Raw genomic sequence first — 25,707 nt, forward strand, 5'->3', positions numbered from 1 at the left:
CACAAGGATGTATCTTAATGACTAAAAGTAATCGATTGCTTCTCACCTGGATCAGCTTTTTCTCTTACGGCCTGACCGGCGCACTGGTCATTGTTACCGGCATGGTTATGGGCAATATCGCCGAATATTTCGGCCTGCCGGTTTCCAGCATGAGCAACACCTTTACCTTCCTGAACGCCGGGATCCTGATAGCTATCTTCCTTAATGCCTGGTTGATGGAAGTTATCCCACTGAAACGTCAGCTCATTTTCGGCTTCGTGCTGATGGTGCTGGCGGTCGCGGGCCTGATGTTCAGTAAAAGTATCAGCGTCTTCTCACTGTGCATGTTCATACTCGGGGTAGTCAGCGGCATCACAATGTCGATCGGTACCTTCCTGATAACCCATATTTATGAAGGCCGCCAGCGCGGATCGCGCCTGCTGTTTACCGACTCCTTCTTCAGCATGGCCGGCATGATTTTCCCAATAATTGCGGGCGTACTGCTGGCGCGCAGCGTGGGCTGGTACTGGGTCTATGCCTGCATCGGCGTTATCTATCTGGCGATTTTTGTGCTGACGCTGATGGCCGAATTCCCGGTCCTGGGCAATAAAGGCGACACCAACGCACAGCCGGTCGCGAAAGAGAAATGGGGGATTGGCGTACTGTTCCTGTCGATTGCGGCGCTGTGCTACATCCTCGGCCAGCTGGGCTTCATTCAGTGGGTGCCGGAGTATGTGACCAAAACCTTCAACCTGGACATCAATCAGGCCGGTAAGCTGGTCAGTGATTTCTGGACCTCGTACATGATTGGTATGTGGGTGTTCAGCGTGGTGCTGCGTTTCTTCGACCTACAGCGCATCGTAACCCTGCTGACCGCACTGGCGACCGTGGCGATGTATCTGTTCATCTCCACCGCTAATCCGGCACATCTGACCTACGCGATTCTCGGCCTTGGCTTCGTTTCCAGCGCCATTTATACCACCATCATTACCCTCGGCTCGCTGCAAACCAAAGTCTCCTCACCGAAGCTGGTGAACTTTATTCTGACCTGCGGCACCGTCGGCACGATGCTGACCTTCGTTGTTACTGGCCCTATCGTCGCCCACAGCGGTGCACACGCAGCGCTGGCAACGGCGAACGGACTTTACTTCGTGGTGTTCGTGATGTGTGTAATTCTCGGTTTTGTGACCAAGCACAGAACGCACGGCCATCAATAACCCCAGTGTCGAAATGTAAAAAGCGGGCCAAAAGCCCGCTTTTTTTATCCTAAAGGCAGCGCCATGATGATGGCATCTTCCCGCCCCGCCGCCGCAGGATAGTAATTACGGCGAATCGAGACCTCATTGAATCCCATGCTTTCATACAGCGAGATAGCGCCACGATTCGACGCCCGCACCTCAAGCCACAGGGTAAAGATGTCGCGCGGCTCAAGCTGCGCCAGCACTTCTTCCAGCAGTAAACGGCCTAATCCCTGACGCTGATACGCCGGGTCGATAGCGATGTTAAACAGCGTGGCCTCGTCGAGTACCGTCTGCACGATAGCAAACCCCACCATCTTGCCCTGCCGTTCGAGCTTAAGATTGAGATAACGCTCCCCCTGATTGGTGGCAAAGGTTTTTTCACTCCAGGGAAAGGCGTGACTGGCTTGTTCAATCTCAAAGGCGCGCGTCAGATCCGCGGCTGTCAGGGTAGAAATGTTGTTCATTTTCACAAATCTGCTGCCAGAGCGCGCGTTTCGCCCCAGCGTCTTGAGAAAGCTCGGCCAGCGCCGGGCTGTATAACTGCGCACCGGCGACCGTCAAAGGTTCGCTGATGCCCAGTCGCCAGGTATTGCAGTGCGTGTCTTCAGGCAGCATCGCGACCTGATCCGTTTGCAGGCAGTAAACCTGCGAGGGATGCAGGCTTAGGCTGCGAATCACGTCATTAACCAGTGAGTTACCTTCAGGCGGCAGCACGTCGGCAACAATTAACAGCTGCGTGTGCTCAGGCAAACTGACGGCGACCTCACCCTGTAAAACCGTGGGGCGTCGCAGCGCCCACTGGGTAATTCCCAGCTGCTGTAATAGCCAGTCTCGTCTTGTTGCCATGCTTTTTTCCTGCCCGTCGGCGACTCTTATAGCGCGCTATGCTAGCAAACACATCGAACCTGCGCCAATAAACCTCTATAATGCGCCCCATATTCCTGAGGAGCCTTATCTGATGTCAGCATTAACCCCGGCCAGTGAAGTCATACTGCGCCATAGCGATGATTTTATTGGCCGCCGCGTCCTGTTCGCCGGTGATTTACAAGATGACCTGCCGGCCGATTTCGACGCCGAAAGTGTGCGAGTCCACACCAACCAATACCACCACTGGCAGATGCTCAACGCCTCGATGAAAGAGGACGTGCAGTTTGGTCTGGTCGCGGATGCCGAGTTTATCGCGTCGAGCGATATGCTTGTCTACTACTGGCCAAAGAGCAAACAGGAAGCCAAGTTCCAGCTTTTCAACCTGCTTTCCCAGCTACCTGTCGGCATTGACGTCTTCGTGGTGGGTGAAAACCGCAGCGGAGTCCGCAGCGCAGAAGAGATCCTGGGAGAGATTTGCCAGCTCGATAAAGTCGACAGCGCCCGCCGCTGTGGCCTGTATCACGGCCGTCTTGAAAAACAGCCAGATTTTGATGCAGAAGACTGGTGGCAGACCTACATGGTTGAAGAAGTCACCATCAAGACCCTGCCGGGCGTGTTTAGCCGTGAAGGCCTGGACAGCGGCAGCCTGTTGCTGATCAACAGCTTCGAAGAGCCAATCAAAGGTAAAGTGCTGGATATCGCCAGTGGTTCAGGCGTTCTGGCGTCGGTGCTGGCGACCTACTCACCGAAGATGAAAGTTACCCTGAGTGACGTGAGTGCCCCTGCGCTGGCAGCCAGTAAGGCAACGCTCGAGGCGAACGGGCTTACGGGTGAGGTGATAGCCAGTAACGTCTATTCCGACATTACCGGGCGTTTCGACATGATTATCTCCAACCCGCCGTTCCACGAGGGCTTACAGACCAGCCTTCACGCGGCCGAGCAGCTGATCCGCGGGGCCGTAAACCACCTGAACATCGGCGGCAAACTGCGCATCGTGGCTAACGCCTTCCTGCCTTACGCCGCCCTGCTGGATGCCACCTTCGGCAGCCATGAAGTGCTGGCGCAGAATGGTCGTTTCAAGGTGTACGAAGCCACTCGTGGTCGCCCACCGCGCGACGTGAAGAAGAAAAAGCGTTAATTCCCCCGTAATAGCTTAACGCGACAGAGAGGCTTCAACGGGAGCAATCTCCAGGCGCTGACATAAGTCAGCCACTGGGATAACCGAAAGCCGCCAACCTGCTGTAGTTTGAAAGATTCAGCTATTAATCAGTTGCATGACGTCGTGAGCGTATCTTTCCCCCACGGCGGCATTCTGCGGGAAGGCCGCATCGATCGCCGCGAGTTCGGCTTCATTCAGGATGACATCAAGCGCGGCGATGTTCTCTTCTAAATAAGTGCGACGCTTAGTTCCCGGGATGGGCACAACGTTTTCTCCCTGTGCCAATACCCACGCCAATGCCAGCTGGGAAGGCTTAACGCCTTTCTCTCTGGCAATTTCCACTATCTTGTCAACCAGATGCAGGTTTTTGGCAAAATTCTCCCCCTGAAAACGCGGATTGCCTTTGCGGAAGTCGTTGTCGGCAAAATCGTCCGGCGTGCGAATAGCGCCAGTCAAAAATCCACGACCTAACGGGCTGTAGGGCACAAAGGCGATGCCCAGACGTGCACAGGCAGGCAGAACACTTTCTTCGACCTCACGACTCCACAGCGAATACTCAGTCTGCAAGGCGCTAATCGGATGCACTTTGTGCGCTCGTTCAAGCGTGGCCGCCGAGACTTCACTCAACCCGAGGTAACGAATCTTGCCCTCACGCACTAGATCCGCCATCGCACCAACGCTGTCTTCAACTGGTACGCTCGGATCGGCACGATGCTGATAATAGAGGTCAATCACGTCGGTATTAAGGCGCTTGAGGCTGCCTTCGACCGATTTTCGGATGTAGTCAGGATGCCCGTTGGAGCCTCGTGCCAACGGGTTGGCCGAGTCACGAACGATGCCGAATTTAGTCGCCAGAAAGACCTGATTACGACGCCCCTGCAATGCCCTGCCGAGCAGCTCCTCATTGGTATGCGGACCATAAACGTCGGCGGTATCAAACAAAGTAACCCCAAGCTCAATGGCGCGGTCCAGCGTCGCCAGCGACTCTTTTTCGTCCATGCCCTGAGTGTAAAACTCGCTCATTCCCATGCAACCGAGCCCTAAAGCTGAAACCATCGGACCGTTTTTACCTAATTGACGTTGTTTCATTATGCTTTCCTTAACCCTTTTTCAGAAGATGGAAAGAAGTTTGGTTGTTTAAGCCATAAAGATAAATACGCCGATTTGTGCAACACTGTTCATAAATCGCAACCAATTAAAAAGGCTCTTCGTGGATCAGATTCAGGCTATGCGGATCTTTATTCGCATCACCGAGTTAGGCAGTTTTAGTCGCGCAGCAGAAGATCTTGAGCTGCCGCGCGCAACGGTCAGCACGACGCTCAAAAACCTCGAGCAACGCCTCGGTGTGCGACTTTTCCTGCGCACCACGCGGCAGGTAAAAATCACCGAAGAGGGCGAACTGTATTATCAGCGCTGCCTCCAGTTAATCTCGGCGTTTGACGAGGCCGATAACCTGTTTGCCCATCGAAAACTTCAGCCTGAAGGCAATGTGCGCATCGACATGCCGCATTCCGTGGCGCGTGAAATTGTGTTACCTGCACTGCCAGACTTTTCTGCACGGTATCCCCACATTAATCTGACCTTGAGCGCCAACGACAACGCCGTCGATATGCTGCATCAGGGCGTTGACTGCGTGATCCGCGCCTGGCCGGGCGAGAGTGAGAACCTGCAGTCGCGCCCAATTGCCATGCTGGCCCAGACGACCTGTGCGTCGAGAGACTATCTTGCGCGCTGTGGCCAGCCTCAGACACTGATGGAACTCGGCCAGCATCAGGCCGTGGGCTATTTCTTTGCCCACCAGCGCCCAGAGTCACAGCTGGAATTTGTGGTTAACAAGAAGACGCAGACAGTGCAGATGGCGAACAGTCTGGTGGTCAGCGGGGCAGATGCCTATATCGCGGCCGCAAAAGCGGGCTATGGGCTGATACAGACCTCGAGGCAGGTCGTCAGTCAGAGTCTGGCGAGAGGAGAGTTGGTCGAGGTGCTACCTGAATTTATACCGCCCCCGATGCCATTGTACATTATGTATCCACCGGGGCGTTTTCTCGCCCCCCGCGTTCGGGTGCTGCTTGACTGGCTCATCGAACTCTTTTCGAGGCTGTAGCAAAAAATAAACGTTCATAAAACCAACGATAAAGGCGCTATCTCGTCTCGAAATGGCTAATTCGGCTCTGATTTGCTGTTTTTTACAACAATCACCGCTAATAGAAGAAATAAGTATTGACGCCCTCGCGAAAATCTCTAGAATTCGGCCCCGTGGTTGTCTTAGTCGTATAGACGAAATCTATGTGACAAGAAACGGATCGCGAAGGTGGCGGAATTGGTAGACGCGCTAGCTTCAGGTGTTAGTGTTCTTACGGACGTGAGGGTTCAAGTCCCTCTCTTCGCACCAACAATCACAGGCATCAAATGTAGTACAACGCAGAACGTTGCGAAGGTGGCGGAATTGGTAGACGCGCTAGCTTCAGGTGTTAGTGTTCTTACGGACGTGAGGGTTCAAGTCCCTCTCTTCGCACCACTGTGATGTATGAACGATGTTAATAAGCAGTAAGAGTAATCATTTGTGCGAAGGTGGCGGAATTGGTAGACGCGCTAGCTTCAGGTGTTAGTGTCCTTACGGACGTGAGGGTTCAAGTCCCTCTCTTCGCACCAGATGACTCCTGTAATCCCTCCCTGATATTCCCTTGTTGTAAAACTCCCTCAGTACAATCCTTTGTTCGATAAGCCAATCTTTTTAGATAATCCCAAAAAGCTCTATATTCTGCATTGTTACATCAAATTAAAGTTCACCGATATCGCCGCCAGTCCACCCGCCAGCGCCACGAATGATGGCAGCAGGACGTAGTGACGCCACGTTCCGTTAAGCAACATCACCAGCGTTGCCAGCATCGCGATAATCACCAGATACCTGAGCTGTTCCAGCGTCATATTGGCCAGCGCCAGAATGGGCAGCAGCGCGCAGGGCAATAGAACGCCCCAGGCGCTAGAAAGACGTTTTCCGAGACACCAACTGACTCCCCACAATCCGCACGCCGTAACTATCGCTGCAATCATGATGCTGCCCTCAGTTAACTGATAATGATAACTAGTAGCATATAGCAATTTTTCTCATCGCGCACCACTTTGCAGAGCATTTAATGTCCGGTTTTGGTTTCGTTTTGCAAAGAACTGTAATTTTCATCAGAAAATAAGTTAAGCCAAATTGATGGATAATCTTTGTTCAAGGCCTGAAATCACAGAGATTAGCGCGAATACATTCACAAATTTTATCTAATTGCTGCGAGGGGGATCCAAAACAGGGGATTGTCCTAAGGCATTGATGCCGTCTAATCTGTTAAAAAATGTATCAAGAAGCTTCCAGTCGTAATTAAAGGTAGTAAATCTTTAAACGTTGATAGCCACCGGACGAGCGGCTCATTGCCGTCTTTTCCCCTGACAGAGAGAAGCACATCGTGACAACCTTAAAACCCCTGCTGGCTCGCAATCGAAGTTGGGCGCTGATGCAGCGCCAATGCAGTCCCAAGTACTTTGAACAAACGGCCCAGCCGCAGCAGCCTCATTCGCTATGGATAGGCTGTTCAGATAGCCGAGTCCCTGCCGAAGTGCTCACCGGTTCCCACCCGGGCGAGCTGTTCGTACATCGCAATATCGCCAATATGGTGGTCAGCGATGACGATAACCTGCTTAGCGTGCTGCAATACGCGCTCGAATACCTTAAGGTCTCCGCAATTATCCTGTGCGGCCATTACGGCTGCGGCGGCGTGCAAGCTGCCAGCGCACTCCCCGATATGCCGCTGGCTGCACAGGATAACGCCCTCTCCCGACGTATTGGTCTGCTTCGCCAGGCATTGAGCGAGAGCCTGAACCCTTCGCCAGACCCCACACAGGACGAAAGCACGCGGCAGGATCGCCTGGTGGAAGCCAACGTGCTAACCCAGTTTGCCAACCTGACGGCCACCGCACCGGTGCAACAACGCTGGGCTCAGGGCCATACTCTCAACGTATTTGGCTGTGTGTATGACCTGCACAGCGGACATCTCAAAGAGCTGGTGCATCAAAGCACAGCAGAGGGCGCATCATGAATCTGAACGCACTTCGTCACGATATTCCCGCAGGTATCGTCGTTTTCCTTGTCGCCCTGCCGCTGAGTCTGGGCATTGCTCAGGCCAGCGGCATGCCCCCTTTCGTGGGCCTGCTAACCGGCGTGATAGGCGGCGTGGTGGTCACGCTGTTGAGCCCGTCGCGTTTTGCGGTGAGCGGACCCGCAGCCGGGCTGGTCACCATCGTCATTGGAGCCATGGAAACCCTCGGCTCCTTCTCCTCCCTGCTGCTGGCCTTGATCCTGGCCGGGGCGTTGCAGATTGTCTTCGGGATAATCAAGGCCGGGCGGTTTGCCCGACTGATCCCCGGCAGCGTGATTCAGGGGATGCTGGCGGCGATTGGCCTGCTGCTCATCACCCAGCAGATCCCCGTTGCACTGGGCTATGAAGGAAACAGAGGGCTACGGGGCATCTTCGGCGATCCTTCTTTTCATCTCTCACCGGTAGTCGCGGGCGTGGCACTTGTCTCGCTGTTTATCCTCTGGCTTTGGGCAACGCCTGCCTTCAAGAAGAACAAATTTTTGACCTACGTACCTGGCCCATTGGTGGCGGTGCTGTGGGGAAGTCTTGCCGTGGTGTTTGGCGGAAACCTTTTCCCCGAGAGTATTCAGGGCATGCCGCGTATTTTGCTTCCCTCATTCGACAGCTTCGGCGAACTGACCGCGCAGCTTGAAGGCCCAAACTGGAGTGCGTGGACCAATCCCTCCGTTTACGTCGTCGCGATTACGCTGGCGCTGGTCGCCAGCCTGGAGACGCTGCTGAGCCAGGAAGCGCTAAAAAAACTGAAGCAGCAAACGCCCGCGCCCTGCTCGGATAAAGAGATGCGGGCGCAGGGCATTGGCAATATGCTCAGCGGTCTGCTCGGCGGCTTACCGATTACCGCAGTCATCGTGCGCAGTTCGGTTAACGTCAACGCTGGGGCGCGCAGTAAGACCTCCATCCTGCTGCACGGCATTCTGCTCCTGCTGAGCGGCATATTCTTTAGCGAGATGCTTAATACCATTCCGCTGGCCTGTCTGGCGACGGTGCTGCTGTATACCGGCTACAAACTGGCCTCACCCGAGTTGTTTAAAGCACAGTGGAAGCTTGGCCTGGCGCAGTTTGTGCCTTTCATCGCAACCATTGTCGGCATCATGGTGTTCGGCATGCTAGTCGGTATCGGGATGGGTTTGCTGGCGCAGCTGCTGACCAGCACTTACAAAAGTCACAGCAATGCGCTACAGCTGACGCGCTACGATAATCATTACGTGATGCGCTTTCAGCAGAACCTGACGTTCCTGCACAGTCCGCGCCTGCAAAGCCTGCTGGCAGAAATCCCGGACAACAGCGTGGTCAGGGTCGAGCATGACAATGCGGGGTATATGGACCCCGACGTCAAAGCGCTGCTTGCGGAGTTTGGCTCGAGGGCCGAGCATAGAGGAATCGTTCTCGACCGTTGGCCGAGCTAGAAAAGGTAAAGCCCCGAGTTGCATCGGGGCTTTTTGGGTTTACCCTTTTATTTCCAACAGTGCGGCAAAGACTTTTTCTACCGCCACCGCGCCGGGATCTTTAACCCCTTTCAGGCTGTTGCTGTTCAGATAAGACGACCGACCGGCATTGGCCTTTTTCATACTGGCGGTATCTTTGGCCCCTTTTGCCGCAGCCTTAGAGGCTCCCTTCACGTCTCCCGCCTTCTTGTCGAGCGCCTCGAGCGCGGGCTGGAGAGCGTCAATCAAGGTTCTGTCGCCCAAATCAGCCCCGCCGTAGTGCTTCATTCTTTCCAGTCCAAACAGCAGCGACTGGGCCAGATTGCCGCCTTCCGCCACCTTTTGCCCTGCGGCAGTGAAGAAGATAGACATCAGCACGCCGCTTGACCCGCCCATCACGGTAGCCAACCGGTCACCCACCACGGTGAAGAGCGCAGACAGGTCATTCAACGGCAGCTTGTTGCCTTCATTCTGTTGCTGAATATCTTTGGCGCCTGAAGCAAAGGTCGATCCTGTGTCACCGTCACCCACTTTGGCATCGAGCTTGTTCAGCTCACTTTCCAGCGAAACCAGCGTCTCGGTGATGATCTTGACCACCTTGCCTACCTCGGCGTTGGCAGAGGATTTAACTTTCACCTTCTGAGTGATTTTTTTCGCCTTCTGCAGCGGCACTTTTTCAAACTTCACCGGCGGATGCCAGCCGGCTGCCTCGACCTCGGCCAGCAGTGCCTCTTCAATGGTGCTGTCGAGCACGATGGCCGACAGTGAGAAGCCTTTCATGTCCAGCGCACTGACCAGCGCCGCAGGACCGATGAGATAAGTTATGGCATTTTTCAGCCCAGAATGCGCCAGCTCTTTGGTTATCTGGTTCATCTCCAGCGGAGATACACCGCCCAGGTTATTGATAAGCAACGCCAGTTTGTCCTTTTTCTTCAGGCCCTTTTGCAGCGCCTCAACCAGCGTATTGACTATCTTTTGGCTATTGTGGGTTTTCAGCACCGACACTCCCGGCTCGCCGTGAATGCCCAGCCCCAGCTCCACGTGCCCCGCAGCGATACGGTCGTTCTCCTCTTCATCACCGTCGCCCGGCAGATTACAGCCATGCATCGCGACGCCGATGCTCGAGGTCGCGTCGATGGCCTGCTGAGCAAGTTGGGTCACCTCTTTAAGTGATTTTCCCTGTTCGGCCGCATAGCCTGCCACTTTGTGCACCAGCGCCGTACCGGCGATGCCGCGCGGCTGTTTGTTATTAGGGAGCGCGATGTCGTCTGAAACCATGACTAAATCAACGTCATAGCCCAGATTTTTGGCTTTCTCGGCGGCCAGGCCAAAGTTGAGACGGTCGCCGGTATAGTTCTTCACGATCAGCAAACAGCCCGCTTTACCGGTGACAGCGACGATAGCGTTAAGTACCGCGTCTACGCTCGGGGAGGCGAAAACATCGCCGCAGACGGCAGCGGTCAGCATACCTTTGCCGACAAACCCAACGTGTGCGGGCTCGTGGCCTGAACCACCGCCGGATATCAGGGCGACCTTGTTCTTGTCCCAGTCGTTTCTCACCACGACACGTATCGCCGAATCGACGTCAAGTCTGGCCAGATTCTTGTAAGGGGTGGTGAGGATAGCGCCTTCGATAACGTCATTAATCAGCGACTTGCGGTCGTTCATAAAAAAGTTAGACATACCCGGTGAACTCCTTGTTGTTTTGATAGCATGGGATGAGGTGAAACAAAAGGCATCTCCAAGCATAGTGAAAAATCAACCGGCCTGTACCGAGCACTCTCTCATTTTGAATCATTGATATTATTGAGGTTTATGCATCGCGGAATTAAAAAAATACTAAATCATAAATATTTTATATTATTTGGCAGTTAACCATTGGTGTTGGTTATTTATTTAACCCTTATAAAATCTCGAAATATTAAATAAATTTAAATTAGAAGGGGTGAATATAAAAAAGCACAGCTTTAATCAACAAAATAACAACCAGATCAATAAATGAGGTCTTCAATGCTCGGCTTGGAGATTGACGTAAACTGTCATTTCAATTTATTATTGCTTAATTAAAAACATACATTTATTCAATAAAAAGGCTATAAGTTAATTATAAATAAAGTCATAAAAAATTAAACAAGTCACTCATACCGGATGATTTGAGATTACCGAGCGACCAAAATGAAAAAAATAGGCTGTTTTATTTCTAATGGATTTAATATGTTAACTCTTTCGCGATTATCAACCGCACTCGATTTAGCAAATTCAATTCGCAAACAACAAAAGAGATATCAGCTTACTCTGCTCTCGGCCGACGGAGGTACCATTTACAGCGCCTGCAAGATCCCGGTTGAATCTAGTATTGCAAACTTCAAAACCTTATGTTCCCTTAACAGTATGTTCATTATGGAGAATCCGCAGGAAAGTTGCTTATTCTGGAATACCTCACCCTGCCAGCCCTCGCCCGCTGATGGGAGTCATAAGGTCAAGTATGTCGGCAAACAGCAGACAACCTCATCGGAATGGACGTCGCCGCTGTCTTTTTTAGCCGCCTTTGAAAAGAAAGAAGTACGTTATCAGCTTTCAACGTTCAGTCAGGCTATTCCGAACGTCAATTTAAAAAAAGAATCCGTCCTGCTGCTAAATAATCATATCTGGGCCGCCAGCGGTAACTGGGCCGGAATAGATTTAACCTTAACAATTATTGAGGAAGAGTCGGGACCGGGCACCACGATGCAGCTGATGAATATCATCGAGCGCATGTTCGATAAATATGTCAACAACAGTCAGTTAACGGTATTGCAGAACTTTTCTTGCCATGGAAACAGTGAGCGAATAAACCTGTCGCTGCGCTATATCCGTGAACATCTGCGCAATACCGTGACCATTACCCAATTGGCAGAGCTAACGCACCTCAGCCCCCGACAGTTTAGCCGCCTCTTTAAAGAAGAGACAGGTACCTCTCCCGCTAAGGCGGTGGCTCAGATGAGGGCTGAAGTTGCACGCCAGCATGTGATACAGGCTCGACTTTCTCTTGAAAAAATTGCCAGCCTTTGCGGTTTTTCAGGCACCAAAAGCATGCGCCGCGCCTTTTTGAAATTCTACGGTGAATCACCCGGCCATTTTCGCTCAAAATAGTTATGGCCTCATTCATACAGGAGTTAATGCTCCTTACAGAGAGCAACCCAGTTATTGTTAATCGTCACCAGATATTCTCCGCTCTTGATTCTTTGAAAGTGAAAAGTTAGCGGCTCGCCCTTACTGGCAAAAAAACTCTCCAGCCCCTGCACCTCGTCGGAGGGAGCGATGGCGGTTGATTTTACGTCAGCGGTTACCACCTTTGACTTTCTTTTTATGTGATCCAGCAGGATGCTGCGGGTCAACTTTTTCATCCCATCGGCCGTGTCGTATACACCAAACACCGTGATCATATTGTTCTTCAGCCACAGCGTGATTGCACCGTTGAATTGATACTTCTGGTATTCGTCATTGATAAAAGCCCCGTTGGCTATCTCCATACTGCAGGGCGCATCGGGAATCGATTTATCGAAGAGCACTTTGGTGCCGAGGTAATATCCAGCAGTTGTTAACGCCATAACGGCAGCTAGTACAATGAAAAATGTTCGTAAGTACACGGCACATTATCCTTATAAATACTATTTTCGCAGTAAGCCACCCATACTTTGGGACCATTGGATGCGATATAGACTTCCTTTGTCACAGGCAAGACAGTGCTTTCAATGCGTTGCCAGAGTGCCTCGGATAATTTAGCCGTCGGGGCGACATGATAACCCACATTGTCAACCTTCTTTACCTGCACGAAATACTCTTGAGTATCATAACTAATCAGAAAAGAGATAATCGAGATAAACGAAACGACAAAAATAAAAATTGATAAATAATAAGGAATACTAAAACGGGTGTCTCGAGCTGCAATTTTTAAATTATTTGAATGAATAAGTAAAATATCCTGATCCTTAGGGACTAATGCTGTTTCATCAGAAGGTTGTGCTTCAGAGTTTATATCCTTCCTTTCACGCATTATCGCTAATGAATTTCCAAACTCACGGCAGTCGCGTTTTTCAGGTTCTCTCAGAGTAATATCAGAGTAATCAGCGCCATTCACAGGCTCTGTATCTGGCTCGTTACGAAAAACCATCCCATAACGGGGAATAGTTTTCAGACAGGACGGCGGTAAACCGGCTGCGGCGAACTTTCTGCGCACCATTTTAACCAGCTGGTGATAGCTCGACTCACTGACGATAATGCCTTGCTGGTGCCAAATTTCTTCAATAATGACGTCCTTCCTGCCCCGATCGTCCAATATTATTTCAAGGATTTTTTTCTCGTTAGGGGTGAGATGGATGTCTCCGTCAGGACTCTCCAGACAAGAATGGGTTGAATTATAATAAACCCCCTCTCTTAAAGGCACTTTATTACTTTCCATAGAACATTCCTTATCCATAAAGTGACCCAGGAGAGTTTTTATAAAAAAAATTAACAGTACATCATTGATGATGCTCTTTGCATAATTTATCACCTCAAGTAATAAATCGGTTTGAAACATAACATATTAGCTTCAGGCTAACCATGGAAAAACATCGCATTTTCAGGATTTACTCATGTTAATAAAGCAAATAATTCTATAGTTAATAAGTTAAATTTATCGCAATAGAAACATCAGATAAAAATCAGATCATAAAATTAATAATAATAAAAAAATCAGCTAGCGCACCGCAAAAAATCGCTAAGCCATCAACCCGTTAATTTAATAAATTAACGAGAATACCGTTTAATGTTTCGGCCTATTCGTTGTCTGCATCCTAATAATGAGCGAAATATGCTCTTTTTAACCTGAGGAGAATCTGATCAAGACCTGATAAATACCTGAGAAAATAGGCCGGTTCAATCTGCATCGAACCGGCCTGGAGATCAGCGCTTACGCCAGACGGTCACCTGAGCCACGGTATGCTGGTGTTTTCTCGCCGTTTCACGAATGACAAACGGCACATCGAGCGGTGGGTTAATTTCTTCAAAGTCACCGTCCAGTAAACGCTGTAGAGCCTGATAACTGCTCAGCGCCTCGCCGTTTTCGCGAACGCCGCCAATCCAATTCTCCTTCGGCGTGAATTCCTCAAGCCAGGTGTAAGGAGAAGAGATGATTAGCACCCCCCCGCTGACGATTTTGGCTGAGATATCGTGCAGGAAACGTCTCGGATCCCGCAGGCGGTCCAGCAGATTGGACGCCAGAACCAGATCATAACTTTCACTATGAGGCTTAAGGTTACAGGCATCACCCTGCACAAACTGCACGCGCTCAGCCTGCTCTGGCGTAATACCTATCTCAGACAGGCTAGCCTGACAGTATTGCACCAGTTCGCCCTCCTCCGGCATCAGATAACGTCGTTCCTCTCCCCGCACCAGCGACAGCGCGACGTCGATAAAGCGCGCCGAGTAGTCCATACCTGTCACTTGGTCGAAGGTGCGCGCAAGCTCAAAGCTGGCTCGGCCAGTGGCGCAGCCAATGTCTAATGCAGAGCCACGTTTTTCAACCACCTGCTCGGCAATATCGACCAGCGCGCGTGCATAGTTAGGCACGTTGAAATAGCGCGGGCCGTATTGGAAATCAAGGTACTGCGATACCAGAAGATCGGTTTCATAAGGATTGACGGTTAATTTCTCCTGATGAGTTGAGACCACATAGCGAAAACCGGCATGCTGGAAGAAATGACGGCGGAACGCATAGCGGGAAGACTTGAGCGCCTCATTGCCGGTCGAGATCCAGCTGCCGCCTTTGATGATGGCATGTTTACCGTCGAAGGTCGGCGTCGAAAAGTCGTCATAAAGCGGGTGTACCTTGAAGCCATCGAAGCCGCTGATAGGCGTAGTCGTCCACTGCCAGACGTTACCGACAATGTCGTAAAAATCACCCTGCGGGAATCTGTCAACCGGGCAGCTTGAGGCCCACCACGCAAGGTTAATATTGCCGGGAGCCTGATCCCAGCCAGGTTGGTCGCCCTCAACCTGCTGCCTGAGCACGTACCACTCTGCCTCGGTCGGCAGCTGGATTGACTTACCGGTATCCTCGGCCTTCCAGCGGCAGAAAGCGGCTGCTTCAAGCTGGTTAACCTCAACCGGCCAGTCCCACGGCATTGGCACCTCTTCGGCCAGCAGCCTCAATTTCAGGATAGCCGGTTTGGATGCTGCGCCAACCCAGAATGTGGGCATCTCGGCCTTGGAGAAAGACAGCCAGCCTTGCCCTTCTTCGTCCCACCACTGCGGGTCCTGATACCCACCAGCCTGCACAAACTCGTAAAACTCGGCGTTACTGACCAGCATTTTACTGGCTTTGAACGCTTTGATGTCGCAGTCAAGGCGGCCGTATTCGTTGTCCCAGCCATAGGTATCGTCAGTTTTGCCGAGCGTCAACGTGGTCTCTGGCAGAGAAACCAGCGTATTTTCAGGCGCGGCAGTTCGGTCGGTGCGCGCACGTTGACACGCTGGCCAGTGCGGCTGAGGCTGTAACCACTCGACCGGCAGTTGGCGCATCAACACGCTCGAGGTTTCAAGATGGATACGCTCGTGCTCGATGCCCATCAGGATAACCCAGGCCGGGCTCTCCCAATCGATCGGCAGCGATAAGGGCATTTCTTTAATAAATTCAATAACCCTGCGATGCACCTTACCGCGATAATCACGCAGCTCTGCCAGCGCAGGCCAGTCATAATGGCTGGTATCCAAATCATCCCAGCTCATTTCATCAACGCCAATCGCCAGCATCGCTTCAATATGCGGATCGATGCGATCCTCGATAAGCCCGGCGGCCATCAGCTTATTGATGTAGAAGGTCGCAGTATGCCCGAAATAGAAAATCAGGGGATGACGCAGAGAGATTGCTTTAGTGAAGTAGGCGCGCTCATTGGCCAGACAGTCGAAAAGACTCTCGTACAGTGCCCAGGTTTGAGTGAAATAGTTAAGGATTTCATCGCGTTTTTGCTCAACGTCGTTACCGCTCAACAGTAAGGTATGTGTCGGTTCCGGTAATCCTGCACCGACCGTTTTGTTGCTCGCCATCGTTATTCCTTATCTCTGACATCGTAAACGAATAGGAATAAGTGTAGCAGGTGGCGATTTCTGCATAGGAGCAAGAGCACCTCAATTTAAATATTCTTAAATATGAAACTACAATGCTTATAAAGTAAACGCTATTATTGAGTAAATGTTTATTGTTATTGATAAAAAATAATGCCGGGCAATCAAACATAAATAGCCTGGCTTTAGAAACCTATCCCTATTGGCATTATAAAAAGTCTCATTAACTCTATAAGAAAACTCCTTTAATTTAATAGAAATAAAAATTTAATTTATAGACTCACTATTTATGCAGCACGTTCTGATTAAGTAGATACCTGGAAAAATATCCAGCAGGGTCTACACTGAATACTACAAAATTAAATGCAGAGTTGAGGTTTCTGGATTTCATTCACCCTTCTGATGCCATTTTTTCTTATTTTATAGCGGCATCAAACACTTCTTGTGATCTGGTGAGTCCTGAAATTTAACTTAAGGCTTTAATGCTATCGCGAATAAATTCGCCTAACCCTTTGCAAACAGGAGAAAAAGATTGACTACTGTTGCACCGGAAAATATCACCGATACACCGCCTCCCCCCCTTCAGGAAGGACGCCTGTACGCTTTTTTCTTTGACGTTGACGGAACTCTGGCTGCACTTCAGGCAGAGCCCGACGCCGTGAGCATTCCCTTAATTGTACGCGATCGTCTGCTGGCGCTGTCGCAGGCCACAGACGGCGCGCTGGCGCTGGTATCAGGCCGTCCGATTGCTCAACTCGACGCGCTAAGCGCACCACATCGCTTCCCGCTCGCCGGCGTTCACGGTGCAGAACGACGTGATGCCGAGTCTCAACTGCATCGCGTCACGCTTTCCGAAAAGGTGGTAACGCCGTTGCAAAACATGCTGCAACAGGGCATGTCGGCAATGCAGGGCACCCTGCTGGAAGCCAAAGGTATGGCCTTTGCGCTGCACTATCGCCAGGCCCCCGCTTTTGAACATCAGGTATTGGCACTGGCAGAATCAGCGGTAGAAAAATTCCCTGGCCTCCAGCTGCAACCGGGCAAATGCGTCGTAGAGATTAAGCCGCAGGGCACCGATAAAGGCGCAGCAATACAAGCTTTTATGCAAGAACTTCCCTTTAAGGGCCGCATTCCCGTATTCGTCGGCGACGACCTTACGGATGAAAAAGGATTTCTGGCGGTGAACGCCATGCAGGGTATTTCAGTCAAAGTCGGTGAAGGGGCGGGCCACGCTCACTATCGTCTTAATGACGTCGCCGACGTGTATGACTGGCTTGAACAACTGCTTTCACAAATCAAACATAATAACGTAGGTAAGGGGTCAAGATTATGAGTCGCCTGGTTGTTGTATCTAACCGTATCGCTATTCCTAATAAATCCAAATCGAGCGCGGGTGGACTTGCCGTCGGCATCATGGATGCCCTCAAGAATACGTCAGGCCTGTGGTTTGGCTGGAGTGGTGAAATAAGCGAGATATCGGGAGAAGAAGAGGAAGAGCTTGATATCGTCGAGAAAGACGGCATTACTTACGCCACCGTGCCGCTTAATCAGAACGATTACGATCTTTATTACTGCCAATTTTCCAACGCTGTTATCTGGCCCGCTTTCCACTACCGCATTGACCTGGTCGATTTTCAGCGCGAGGCGTGGGAAGGCTATTGCCGCGTCAATGACCTGCTGGCCAGACAGCTTCAGCCGCTGATCAAACCCGATGATATTCTGTGGATCCATGATTACCATCTGCTGCCGTTTGCCGCCGCGTTACGCAAAATCGGCGTCACGAACCGCATAGGTTTCTTCCTGCATATTCCTTTCCCGACGCCAGAGGTGTTCAACGCCCTGCCGACCCATAAAGAACTGCTGGAAATGATGTGCGAGTATGATCTGCTGGGCTTCCAGACGGAAACCGACCGCAATGCGTTCGTTGAAAACCTTGACCAGCTGACCCCCCTCGAAGACGTTGCACCCAATACCCACCGCGCCTTTGGCCATACCTTCAAGACCGAGGTCTATCCGATAAGCATCGCGCCGGACAGCATCAAACAGATGGCAGAGGGTCCACTGCCGCCGAAAATCGACATGATGAAACGCGAGCTGAGTAACGCGAAAAACATTATTTCCTGCGAACGTCTGGATTACACCAAGGGTTTACCTGAGCGATTCCTGGCTTTTGAAGCCCTGCTGGAACATTATCCGCAGCATCGCGGCAAAGTGCGTTATTCGCAGATTGCTCCGACGTCGCGCGGTGACGTGCAGGCGTATCAGGACTTGCGTCATCAGCTGGAAATGGAAGTCGGGCGCATCAACGGTAAATACGGCAGCTTAAACAGCACGCCGTTGTATTACCTTAATCAGCATTTTGATCGTCGCCTGCTGATGAAGATATTCCGACTTACCGACGTCGGGCTGGTAACACCGCTGCGCGACGGGATGAATCTGGTGGCTAAGGAGTATATCGCCGCACAGGACCCTGAAGACCCTGGCGTGTTGGTTTTATCACGTTTCACCGGTGCCGCTAATGAGATGACGGGTGCGCTCATCGTCAACCCTTATGACCGCGATGAAGTTGCCGCTGCGCTCGATCAGGCGCTGACCATGGGGCGTGAAGAGCGTATCTCCCGTTATAACGAGATGATGAAGATACTGCGCGAGAACGATATTGCGCACTGGGGAGAAACCTATCTTAAGGATCTTCGTGCGCTGCCGGAACGTGGCTCTGAAAAATCCTCCACGGCAAAAGCCGCCACGCCATAACGTTGACGTCTCCCGTCCTTTAGCCCCGAAAATCGGGGCTATTCACAAAGTGTTGCAAACGAATTAAGTAAAGATTTTCCGCATCCTGAGACTAATTGCTTTTATTTTCCAACGGTTAAATAACGGCTTATAAGGTTTTTTCACTTTATGTGCCGATTAAGTAATGTGAGCAATTACACAGATTTACTGAAATAGGCGAAGCAAAAGTCTACACTTATTAGAAATTCGCACGCGGGAAGCCCCCGTATTTTAACGACGCAATGAAGAGGCTTGACATTATATGTACAACTCTAAATTACACGACGTTACTGAATCAGTGGAGTTCGACATCGACAAAATCAACAAATATGAACCGGAACCCTCTGAATTAACACTAGATAAAATGCTAGAGGCCGAGCCAGAACCGGAAATGATTGAGGGGATGCCCCATTCCGATGCGCTAACGCCGGCAGATCGTTATCTTGAATTATTCGCAGCAGTGCAGTCTGCGCATATTTTCGAGGACAGCAAAACATTTCCGGACTGCGCACCTAAAATGGATCCGCTGGATATCCTGATTGGCTATCGTCGCCAGAAAAATAATCCCGGATTCGATCTCAAGCAGTTTGTTAACGAACATTTTTGGATGCCAAAACATTACGGCAGCGATTACGTTTCCAATCCCGGTGATTCGCTTAAAGAACATATCGATAAGCTGTGGCCGGTATTAACGCGCCAGCCAGAACAACATATTCCGTGGTCTTCACTGCTGTCATTGCCGCAGGCGTACATTGTTCCGGGAGGTCGCTTTAGCGAGACCTATTATTGGGACTCCTATTTCACCATGCTGGGGCTGGCCGAAAGTGGCCGCCACGATTTGCTGCGCAGCATGGCGGACAACTTTGCCTGGATGATTGAGACCTACGGCCACATCCCTAACGGCAACCGGACCTATTATCTCAGCCGCTCCCAGCCGCCGGTATTTGCGCTGATGGTAGAGCTGTTTGAGGAAGATGGCGTGCGCGGTGCCCGTCGTTATCTCGATCATTTGATTAAAGAGCACGAGTTCTGGATGGACGGTGCGGAATCGCTGGGGGCCAATCAGGCCTATCGCCATGCGGTTAAAATGCCGAATGGTGCCTTGTTAAATCGTTATTGGGACGACAGGGACACGCCGCGCGATGAGTCATGGCGCGAGGATGTGGAAACCGCCAAACACTCTAATCGCCCTGCAAACGAAGTTTACCGTGACCTGCGTGCCGGTGCGGCATCAGGCTGGGATTATTCTTCGCGCTGGCTGCGTGATGCCAATCGCCTCGCCAGTATCCGCACCACCAAATATATTCCGGTGGATCTCAACGCGTTCCTTTATAAACTCGAAAGCACGATTGCCAATATTTCGGCGCTAAAAGGTGACCGTGAGACCGAGGCGCTGTATCGCCAGAAAGCAGAAGAACGCCGCCTGGCCATTAACCATTATCTGTGGGACGAAGACCAGGGATGTTTCCGCGACTATGACTGGCACCGCAAGCAGTTCGCGCTCTTCTCCGCCGCCAGCGTGGTGACACTGTACGTGGGTCTCGCCACGCACGAACAGGCCGAAAGATTGGGTGAAGCCGTGCGCGCACGCCTGCTTTCCGACGGTGGCCTGCTGACTACCGAATATGAAACCGGCGAGCAGTGGGACAAGCCCAACGGTTGGGCACCGCTACAGTGGATGGCCATTCAGGGCTTTAAAATGTATGGCAATGACGCGCTGGGTGACGAAATCGCCCGCAACTGGCTGAAAACGGTTAACCAGTTTTATAAGCGTAACCATAAGCTGATCGAAAAATACCACATCGCGGGCGATGCCTCCGGTGAAGGTGGCGGCGGTGAGTATCCCCTACAGGACGGCTTCGGCTGGACTAACGGCGTGGTACGCCGGTTGATTGGGCTGTATGGCGAAGATCACGAGTAGCCGATATTTAACGGGTCAATGGCAGGACTTCGGCACCCTTGAGGTGCCGAAGTTATTGGCCGTCGCTTCGGGCACAGTCGCCGCCTGAAGCGACAGACCTTGAAGCGATAAAAGGTGTTTATTTCACACCTTGTAATAGCCTTTGAAGCGGATACACCGCCGCAATCACCAACTCATCCTGAATCTGTGCCGCACTGTCCAGCTGGGTCTGCGCCTTCTGGCGCTCCTCCGCTGTGATGTGTTCCCCTCTTTGGATGTTATCCAGCCATTTCAGCCCCAGCACCGACAGTTGGCTGAGTTGTTCCGCCACAGGCTGTACGGGTTTCAAGACGTAGTTTTGCGCCAGTATTGGCTCAACCTGCGCCCTATTGTCCCGCCACAGCGTCAGTTGGTTGCGAATTGCCCTCGCCGCCTGTACGTCTTTACCGTCAGCCAGCAAGGCTTTTACCTGATTATCGAGCTGACGCACGGCATTACTTTCCGCTGGCAGCGCATCAACCAGGCGATTCAGTGGCTCAAACTGTTGGTAGTTCCCGGCCTTAAACTTCAGGTGCTGGCGGGTGTAATACTGTGCCGGCTCAAGCGCCGAAGAGAGCGTCAGCAGCGGTGTGATGTCACTACTGTTTGCCAGTCGAGTCATCAGGCGAGTGGTTTCTGCATGCTGCTGCAACCCTACCGATACTGCCGACCAGGCGTCCACTTTCGCCAGACGCTGATACATATTGTCGATATCTTTCACATCCTCCGCAGACCACAGACGTTCGGCGACCACAAACCCACGCGGCCATAGCTTCAGGTCAAGAATTTCTGAGGTGATATTTTCCTGCCACAGCGCGGCTTCACCGCCGAGAATGTTTTGCATTCCCCTGGCGTCCGGCACCACTGGCGGCGTGCCTTGGGGGATTTCGCTGATTGGGTTGCCCGTTGCTGGATAACGCGCGTTACCAATCACAAAGTAACCGTCTAATTTACCGTCTTTGAGGGTGAGGACAGGACGTGTGTCGCCCATCCAGGTATCCACCGCGAAGCTGACCTGACCGTTGTTCTGCCAGACAATATCACGCAGCGCACGACGGGTTTTCCCTTTGAAATCGATAAACCCGCGCCAGCCCTGCTTCCCTTCAATCAGGGAAAAACTTCCCTCAACGGGACTGCCTTTCAGACGCGGCATAGAAAATGCCCAGCTCTGGGCTTTTTCACCTTCGGCAAGGTTTTGATCGACGCCCAACGGCTGCGGCAGGATTTCATTGCGATAGTGATAAGCCGAGCTTTGCGGCTGATCGAGATAGAAACCCGTGGACAGAATTCCCAAATAGCCCTGCTGCGCGCTGGCACCCAGCGAATCCGGCCCCTGCCAGGATTGAATCACAATATTCTTTGGCAAGTCGGGATGGAAAATCTCATCCCAGCCAACCATATGGCGATGATGTTTTTGCAAAATCTGCTGCAAACGCTTGTTGAAGGCGGCCTGCAACGCGTGGCTATCGGCAATATGATTCTTCTTCATATAGGCCTTAATTGCCGTGGAATTCTGCCACTGGGTATCTTTCACTTCATCACCGCCGATGTGCAGGTAAGGATCGGGGAAAATGGCGGCCAGCTCACCGACCAGGGTATCGGCAAATTTGTAAACCTGTTCGTTAGAGGGATCCAACGTCGGTTCATGCACGCCCCACTCGCTCTGCATGCTGAAGGGGCCGGGTGCGCTAATCAGTTCGGGGTAAGCAACGGCAATCGCCGAGGCATGACCCGGCATGTCAATTTCTGGCACAACGCGGATCCCTAAAGATGTCGCGTAAGCCACAACATCTTTCATCTCGGCCACGGTATAGAACTCGCCGTCGCTGGCTAATTGTTGCAGCTTCGGATAATGCTCTGACGCGAATCGCCAGCCCTGATCGTCAGTTAAATGCCAGTGTAAAACGTTCAACTTGGCGGCAGCCATACCGTAGAGCTGACGCTTGATAGTACCGACCGGCAGGAAATGCCGTGCAGAGTCCAGCAGCACGCCACGCCATGCGAAACGCGGATTATCATGAATTCTCACCAACGGTAGGAACGTGTTCTCACCATCGTTTTGCAGCAGTTGCAATAAGGTTTCCATGCCGTGTATCGCACCAAAACGGGTGTTCGCGTCAATGATCGCACCCTGCGGGGTGACTTCAAGATCATAGCTTTCGTCACTGTCTGGCTTGGGCAAGGCATCCACTTTATGTTTGATAACCACCTGAATTTTACTCTGCGTAGCGTCGGTCGGCTGCGGCTGTAGTGTCCATCCGGTTTGCTGCTCAATCCGTTCGCGCCAGCGCTGCGGCAGAGGGCCAAGATTGTCTCCGCTGACGGCCACCGACAGCCTGTTGTCCACCCTCCATTTCCCAGCCTGCGGAGCCACCTCTACCTGCTGCGGCCAAGGCATGAGCGGCAGATTACCGGCGGGAGTCGCAAAGGCGGACGAGGTGATAGCAAGGAGAAACGATGAGGCAAATAAAGAACGACGGAACGGCAATAGCATTGACAAGTCTCCTCAGAGGTAAAGCGGGCTGACATAGCCTGCTGAAACATAAAGGATTAACTATAGACAGAATGAACAGGAATAAAGGTGATGCAGACTTATAAAGGCTGAATTTCAGTGACTGGTGGGGTCGTTCATCGTTATAAATGGCGATAGATTCCGCCCCACTCTTTTTTCGGGATTTCAGGCGTGCAGGTCACGCATATTCTGGACAGCATTGTGCTGTTTCGCGGCTATCCGGCGACGATAAGAACCGATCAGGGGCCTGAGTTTACCTGCAGAGCACTTGACCAGTGGGCTTATGAGCATAGCCTGGAGCTGCGGCTTATCTAGCCCGGCAAGCCGACGCAGAGCGGATTTATTGAGAGTTTTAACGGCCGCTTTCGCGATGAATGCCTGAATGAACACAGGTTCAGCGACGTCAGCCATGCCAGGAAAACCATCAGTGTATGGCATCAGGATTATAACGAGTGCCCCCTCATTCACCGCTGAATTACCACACGCCGTCTGAATTTTCAGCTAGCTGGCGAAACGGGAAATATGAAGAAAAAACCAACCGACATGACTCACTGAGGGTTGTATCTATTACTGGGGACAGGTCAAAAAAGCGACAGAAGCCTTACAAAGGCTGAATTTCAGGCAAAAAAAAAGCCACCCGGAGGGTGACTTAATTTTTCATACTACTATTTGGTGCCGAAGGCCGGAATCGAACCGGCACGCCTTGCGGCGGTTGATTTTGAATCAACTGCGTCTACCGATTTCGCCACTTCGGCACTGAAAGTAGTATGCGGAAAACGGGTGCATTATACCTCTACCGTATGCCCGCGCAATACTTATCCCCTTAATCTTGCACCAAGTGCTGAAAAAAGCGGCTAAAACGCACATTGTGATTGATATTGCGGCAAAAATACTGGCGGCATCGTACTTTTCGGCCATAAAAAAGCCGGTGCATTGCGGCACCGGCCCTGTTCTTTATCACGACTTTTTGCAAGAAAAGTCGGTGATTAGAAGTTGTAGTAGAAGCTGACAGCAGTAGAGTCAGACTGGCCAGGAGCACGTGCCAGGGTACGTTCTACGTACAGTGACAGGTGGTGACCGAAGTCGAACGCCGTACCCAGATACACGTGGTGTGCATCGTAGTCTTCGTTGCCTTTCAGTTTCAGCTGGTCAGCTGCAACGTAAGGCTGTACCGATTTCAGCAGCTCTTTATTAAACGTGAAGGTATAACCCGCGAAGGCTTCCAGACCGTAGCCGTCGCCCGCGAAGTAGTTATTCTGGTTCACGTTGTCCTGATGACTTGGCACGTAGTCTTTATAGTAGTTGGCGGTTGCCACCAAGTACCATGCGCCCGGCTGCCAGGTCAAAGCAGTCGCAGTGGTCTGCTGGTGATACTGCTTGGAATCATTGTTGTCGTTTTTCATACGCGCGTTGGTGAGGGTGTAAACACCGCTCCACGTCAGCGTTTTGGTTACCGCATAATCGATACCCAGACCGCCGCCGCCGTCACGACGATAGTGCAAATCATCACCCACAGAGTCTGAACCCGCATCGTATTCAGTTTCTGGCAACAGGTAGTTGGCATCAATAGTAAATGCACCGATGGTGTTTACGTATTTGATGCTGTTGTATGGACGGTTACCGCCGTCGAAGTCGCCGGACAGACCCACGCCTTCGCCCGCTGCCTGACCATCGTTATCCCATACGTCACTCTTGCTACCGACGATGTCATAGTAAGGACCATACTGCTTACCGTAAGTCAGGGTACCGTAACGGTCATCCTTGAATCCGTAATACAGTTGACGTTTTTTCAGCAGGTTGCTGCTTTCGTCATAACCTGACTTGATGTTCAACAGGTGATACATGTTCACGCCAAGCTCATACTTACCAATAATAGAAGTATGATCTGTCAGGGCATAGTCGCCGCTAAAACGGAAACGGGTGCCGCCGTCGTGACCACTTGAATCACCGTGCGTTTTATTCTTGGTGTTCTGGAAAATCCATTCAGGACGAATACTGCCGCCAACCTGCAAGCTCAACGGGGCCAGTAAGGAATCACTTTGCTTATTTTTATCTAAAACGGTGATTTCAGCCTGAGCGCTGGCTGAAAGTACCGATAAAATAACTCCGCCAACGATGATTGGCGCTTTTAAATTACGCATTTACCCTGTCTCCAACAATTTTATTTTTGTTATTTAAGAAATATGGCGTTGCACCACGCATAAATATTTAACATAGCTGTGGTAGGCGGAAAAGCATTAAATGCGACGACGGTCACACATTAACCGCTTTTTTGTGGTTAAAAATCGGACAATTTAGTTTAAGGATGTAACCAAAGGAAAATAAGAATTATTGAAAACTCTAAAAAAGCCCGTTAAGGATAATAAATAATCAAAACGGTCAAATTAATAAGTTCAAAAATGACATAATTAATTACAAAGTTAGCTTTAGAAGCTTCGTAAATTAAATAATCCACACTGTGTATTGTCCGTAAGGTTATTATTTAATTTTCGTGTCGTTATAAATAGAATAATAAAGCAGCGTAATTGCCCTGTGTGAGTAAATAATCAGCACAAATTTTATTAGGAATTTCTTTACACCATTTTC

19 protein-coding genes, 4 tRNA genes and 1 pseudogene are annotated in these 25,707 nt (G+C 51.2%); 13 read left to right on the forward strand and 11 right to left on the reverse strand.

The genetic code is table 11. The annotated features are described in order from the left end of the window. Positions 1-17 precede the first annotated feature (17 nt). A complete protein-coding gene (gene tsgA, locus O1V65_RS16190) occupies positions 18-1,196 on the forward strand; it encodes an MFS transporter TsgA (RefSeq protein ID WP_017493272.1) in 1,179 nt (392 codons plus the stop codon). A gap of 44 nt (positions 1,197-1,240) precedes the next feature. Here the strand turns inward: tsgA and rimI are convergent, their stop codons facing one another. Then, positions 1,241-1,684 carry a ribosomal protein S18-alanine N-acetyltransferase gene (gene rimI / locus O1V65_RS16195; protein WP_084911685.1) on the reverse strand — a complete coding sequence of 148 codons (444 nt, stop codon included), beginning with the start codon at positions 1,682-1,684 and terminating at the stop codon, positions 1,241-1,243. Further along, positions 1,635-2,066 (reverse strand): DNA polymerase III subunit psi, encoded by a 432-nt coding sequence (locus O1V65_RS16200; protein WP_017493270.1) that lies wholly within the window; start codon positions 2,064-2,066, stop codon positions 1,635-1,637. The genes rimI and O1V65_RS16200 overlap by 50 nt, the downstream gene beginning before the upstream one ends. A 112-nt stretch (positions 2,067-2,178) precedes the next feature. Here O1V65_RS16200 and rsmC point away from each other — a divergent pair, with 112 nt between their 5' ends. After that, positions 2,179-3,225, forward strand: a complete 1,047-nt coding sequence (gene rsmC / locus O1V65_RS16205; protein WP_269129879.1) for a 16S rRNA (guanine(1207)-N(2))-methyltransferase RsmC — start codon at positions 2,179-2,181, stop codon at positions 3,223-3,225. Positions 3,226-3,342: 117 nt separating this feature from the next. Here the strand turns inward: rsmC and O1V65_RS16210 are convergent, their stop codons facing one another. Further along, positions 3,343-4,335: an aldo/keto reductase gene (locus O1V65_RS16210; RefSeq protein WP_084911683.1), complete on the reverse strand. Its 993-nt coding sequence runs from the start codon at positions 4,333-4,335 to the stop codon at positions 3,343-3,345. A gap of 121 nt (positions 4,336-4,456) precedes the next feature. Here O1V65_RS16210 and O1V65_RS16215 point away from each other — a divergent pair, with 121 nt between their 5' ends. The 4 genes from O1V65_RS16215 to O1V65_RS16230 all read left to right on the forward strand — a co-directional run bounded on the left by O1V65_RS16215 (position 4,457) and on the right by O1V65_RS16230 (position 5,898). After that, positions 4,457-5,350: a LysR family transcriptional regulator gene (locus O1V65_RS16215; protein WP_269129880.1), complete on the forward strand. Its 894-nt coding sequence runs from the start codon at positions 4,457-4,459 to the stop codon at positions 5,348-5,350. A 201-nt stretch (positions 5,351-5,551) separates the two neighbouring features. Next, positions 5,552-5,638: transfer RNA gene (locus O1V65_RS16220), tRNA-Leu, on the forward strand. Positions 5,639-5,677: 39 nt separating this feature from the next. After that, positions 5,678-5,764 (forward strand) — tRNA-Leu (locus O1V65_RS16225). A 47-nt stretch (positions 5,765-5,811) separates the two neighbouring features. Continuing rightward, positions 5,812-5,898, forward strand: a tRNA-Leu gene (locus O1V65_RS16230). Between the two features lie 117 nt (positions 5,899-6,015). Here the strand turns inward: O1V65_RS16230 and O1V65_RS16235 are convergent. Then, entirely contained in the window at positions 6,016-6,300 is a 285-nt protein-coding gene (locus O1V65_RS16235) for a DUF1435 domain-containing protein (protein WP_026110832.1), read from the reverse strand. A gap of 446 nt (positions 6,301-6,746) precedes the next feature. Between O1V65_RS16235 and O1V65_RS16240 the strand changes: the two genes are divergently transcribed. Both O1V65_RS16240 and O1V65_RS16245 read left to right on the forward strand, forming a co-directional pair. Beyond that, positions 6,747-7,328 carry a carbonic anhydrase gene (locus O1V65_RS16240; RefSeq protein WP_081601484.1) on the forward strand — a complete coding sequence of 194 codons (582 nt, stop codon included), beginning with the start codon at positions 6,747-6,749 and terminating at the stop codon, positions 7,326-7,328. Then, positions 7,325-8,794 carry a SulP family inorganic anion transporter gene (locus O1V65_RS16245; RefSeq protein WP_017494199.1) on the forward strand — a complete coding sequence of 490 codons (1,470 nt, stop codon included), beginning with the start codon at positions 7,325-7,327 and terminating at the stop codon, positions 8,792-8,794. The genes O1V65_RS16240 and O1V65_RS16245 overlap by 4 nt, the downstream gene beginning before the upstream one ends. 39 nt (positions 8,795-8,833) lie before the next feature. Here the strand turns inward: O1V65_RS16245 and O1V65_RS16250 are convergent, their stop codons facing one another. Continuing rightward, complete coding sequence (locus tag O1V65_RS16250; protein ID WP_017494198.1) at positions 8,834-10,495, reverse strand: dihydroxyacetone kinase subunit DhaK; 1,662 nt, start codon at positions 10,493-10,495, stop codon at positions 8,834-8,836. Positions 10,496-10,987: 492 nt separating this feature from the next. Between O1V65_RS16250 and O1V65_RS16255 the strand changes: the two genes are divergently transcribed. Further along, positions 10,988-11,944 (forward strand): helix-turn-helix domain-containing protein, encoded by a 957-nt coding sequence (locus tag O1V65_RS16255; protein WP_269129881.1) that lies wholly within the window; start codon positions 10,988-10,990, stop codon positions 11,942-11,944. A 23-nt stretch (positions 11,945-11,967) separates the two neighbouring features. Here O1V65_RS16255 and O1V65_RS16260 read toward each other — a convergent pair whose 3' ends face one another. The 3 genes from O1V65_RS16260 to ovoA all read right to left on the reverse strand — a co-directional run bounded on the left by O1V65_RS16260 (position 11,968) and on the right by ovoA (position 15,880). Next, the gene (locus O1V65_RS16260; protein ID WP_225741545.1) at positions 11,968-12,402 is read right to left on the reverse strand and encodes a hypothetical protein; all 435 of its coding nucleotides are present in this window, start codon (positions 12,400-12,402) and stop codon (positions 11,968-11,970) included. An 8-nt stretch (positions 12,403-12,410) separates the two neighbouring features. Beyond that, on the reverse strand, positions 12,411-13,253 hold the full coding sequence (locus O1V65_RS16265) for a winged helix-turn-helix domain-containing protein (RefSeq protein WP_269129882.1): 843 nt from the start codon (positions 13,251-13,253) through the stop codon (positions 12,411-12,413). 485 nt (positions 13,254-13,738) lie between these two features. After that, a complete protein-coding gene (gene ovoA, locus O1V65_RS16270) occupies positions 13,739-15,880 on the reverse strand; it encodes a 5-histidylcysteine sulfoxide synthase (RefSeq protein WP_017492804.1) in 2,142 nt (713 codons plus the stop codon). 550 nt (positions 15,881-16,430) lie between these two features. On the opposite strand from ovoA, the gene otsB reads away from it, so the two are divergent. The 3 genes from otsB to treF all read left to right on the forward strand — a co-directional run bounded on the left by otsB (position 16,431) and on the right by treF (position 20,591). Then, a complete protein-coding gene (gene otsB, locus O1V65_RS16275) occupies positions 16,431-17,231 on the forward strand; it encodes a trehalose-phosphatase (RefSeq protein WP_206023967.1) in 801 nt (266 codons plus the stop codon). Next, complete coding sequence (gene otsA / locus O1V65_RS16280) at positions 17,228-18,652, forward strand: alpha,alpha-trehalose-phosphate synthase (RefSeq protein WP_017492802.1); 1,425 nt, start codon at positions 17,228-17,230, stop codon at positions 18,650-18,652. Before otsB ends, otsA begins: the two co-directional genes overlap by 4 nt. 280 nt (positions 18,653-18,932) lie before the next feature. After that, the gene (gene treF / locus O1V65_RS16285; RefSeq protein ID WP_269129883.1) at positions 18,933-20,591 is read left to right on the forward strand and encodes an alpha,alpha-trehalase TreF; all 1,659 of its coding nucleotides are present in this window, start codon (positions 18,933-18,935) and stop codon (positions 20,589-20,591) included. Positions 20,592-20,709: 118 nt separating this feature from the next. Here the strand turns inward: treF and O1V65_RS16290 are convergent, their stop codons facing one another. After that, the gene (locus O1V65_RS16290) at positions 20,710-23,103 is read right to left on the reverse strand and encodes a beta-N-acetylhexosaminidase (RefSeq protein WP_269129884.1); all 2,394 of its coding nucleotides are present in this window, start codon (positions 23,101-23,103) and stop codon (positions 20,710-20,712) included. A 174-nt stretch (positions 23,104-23,277) separates the two neighbouring features. Here O1V65_RS16290 and O1V65_RS16295 point away from each other — a divergent pair. Further along, positions 23,278-23,735, forward strand: a pseudogene (locus O1V65_RS16295) (integrase core domain-containing protein); the annotation flags it as partial. 56 nt (positions 23,736-23,791) lie between these two features. On the opposite strand, the gene O1V65_RS16300 reads toward O1V65_RS16295, so the two are convergent. Together O1V65_RS16300 and O1V65_RS16305 are read right to left on the reverse strand one after the other, a co-directional pair. Next, a tRNA-Leu gene (locus O1V65_RS16300) sits at positions 23,792-23,876 on the reverse strand. Positions 23,877-24,107: 231 nt separating this feature from the next. After that, the gene (locus O1V65_RS16305; protein WP_017491711.1) at positions 24,108-25,262 is read right to left on the reverse strand and encodes a porin; all 1,155 of its coding nucleotides are present in this window, start codon (positions 25,260-25,262) and stop codon (positions 24,108-24,110) included. Between the last annotated feature and the right edge of the window lie 445 nt (positions 25,263-25,707).

Origin of the sequence: Rouxiella badensis (assembly GCF_026967515.2) — a bacterium.
Lineage (GTDB): Bacteria > Pseudomonadota > Gammaproteobacteria > Enterobacterales > Enterobacteriaceae > Rouxiella > Rouxiella badensis.

Bases quoted from the DNA above. Each gene is read 5' to 3' on its own strand.
- O1V65_RS16240 (WP_081601484.1), top strand. From the start codon at position 6,747: ATGCAGCGCCAATGCAGTCCCAAGTACTTTGAACAAACGGCCCAGCCG.
- ovoA (WP_017492804.1), bottom strand. From the start codon at position 15,880: ATGGCGAGCAACAAAACGGTCGGTGCAGGATTACCGGAACCGACACAT.
- O1V65_RS16255 (WP_269129881.1), top strand. From the start codon at position 10,988: ATGAAAAAAATAGGCTGTTTTATTTCTAATGGATTTAATATGTTAACT.
- O1V65_RS16265 (WP_269129882.1), bottom strand. From the start codon at position 13,253: ATGGAAAGTAATAAAGTGCCTTTAAGAGAGGGGGTTTATTATAATTCA.
- O1V65_RS16305 (WP_017491711.1), bottom strand. From the start codon at position 25,262: ATGCGTAATTTAAAAGCGCCAATCATCGTTGGCGGAGTTATTTTATCG.
- treF (WP_269129883.1), top strand. From the start codon at position 18,933: ATGTACAACTCTAAATTACACGACGTTACTGAATCAGTGGAGTTCGAC.
- O1V65_RS16290 (WP_269129884.1), bottom strand. From the start codon at position 23,103: ATGCTATTGCCGTTCCGTCGTTCTTTATTTGCCTCATCGTTTCTCCTT.
- O1V65_RS16235 (WP_026110832.1), bottom strand. From the start codon at position 6,300: ATGATTGCAGCGATAGTTACGGCGTGCGGATTGTGGGGAGTCAGTTGG.
- O1V65_RS16245 (WP_017494199.1), top strand. From the start codon at position 7,325: ATGAATCTGAACGCACTTCGTCACGATATTCCCGCAGGTATCGTCGTT.
- rimI (WP_084911685.1), bottom strand. From the start codon at position 1,684: ATGAACAACATTTCTACCCTGACAGCCGCGGATCTGACGCGCGCCTTT.
- tsgA (WP_017493272.1), top strand. From the start codon at position 18: ATGACTAAAAGTAATCGATTGCTTCTCACCTGGATCAGCTTTTTCTCT.
- rsmC (WP_269129879.1), top strand. From the start codon at position 2,179: ATGTCAGCATTAACCCCGGCCAGTGAAGTCATACTGCGCCATAGCGAT.
- O1V65_RS16250 (WP_017494198.1), bottom strand. From the start codon at position 10,495: ATGTCTAACTTTTTTATGAACGACCGCAAGTCGCTGATTAATGACGTT.
- otsA (WP_017492802.1), top strand. From the start codon at position 17,228: ATGAGTCGCCTGGTTGTTGTATCTAACCGTATCGCTATTCCTAATAAA.
- O1V65_RS16260 (WP_225741545.1), bottom strand. From the start codon at position 12,402: ATGGCGTTAACAACTGCTGGATATTACCTCGGCACCAAAGTGCTCTTC.
- O1V65_RS16210 (WP_084911683.1), bottom strand. From the start codon at position 4,335: ATGAAACAACGTCAATTAGGTAAAAACGGTCCGATGGTTTCAGCTTTA.
- O1V65_RS16200 (WP_017493270.1), bottom strand. From the start codon at position 2,066: ATGGCAACAAGACGAGACTGGCTATTACAGCAGCTGGGAATTACCCAG.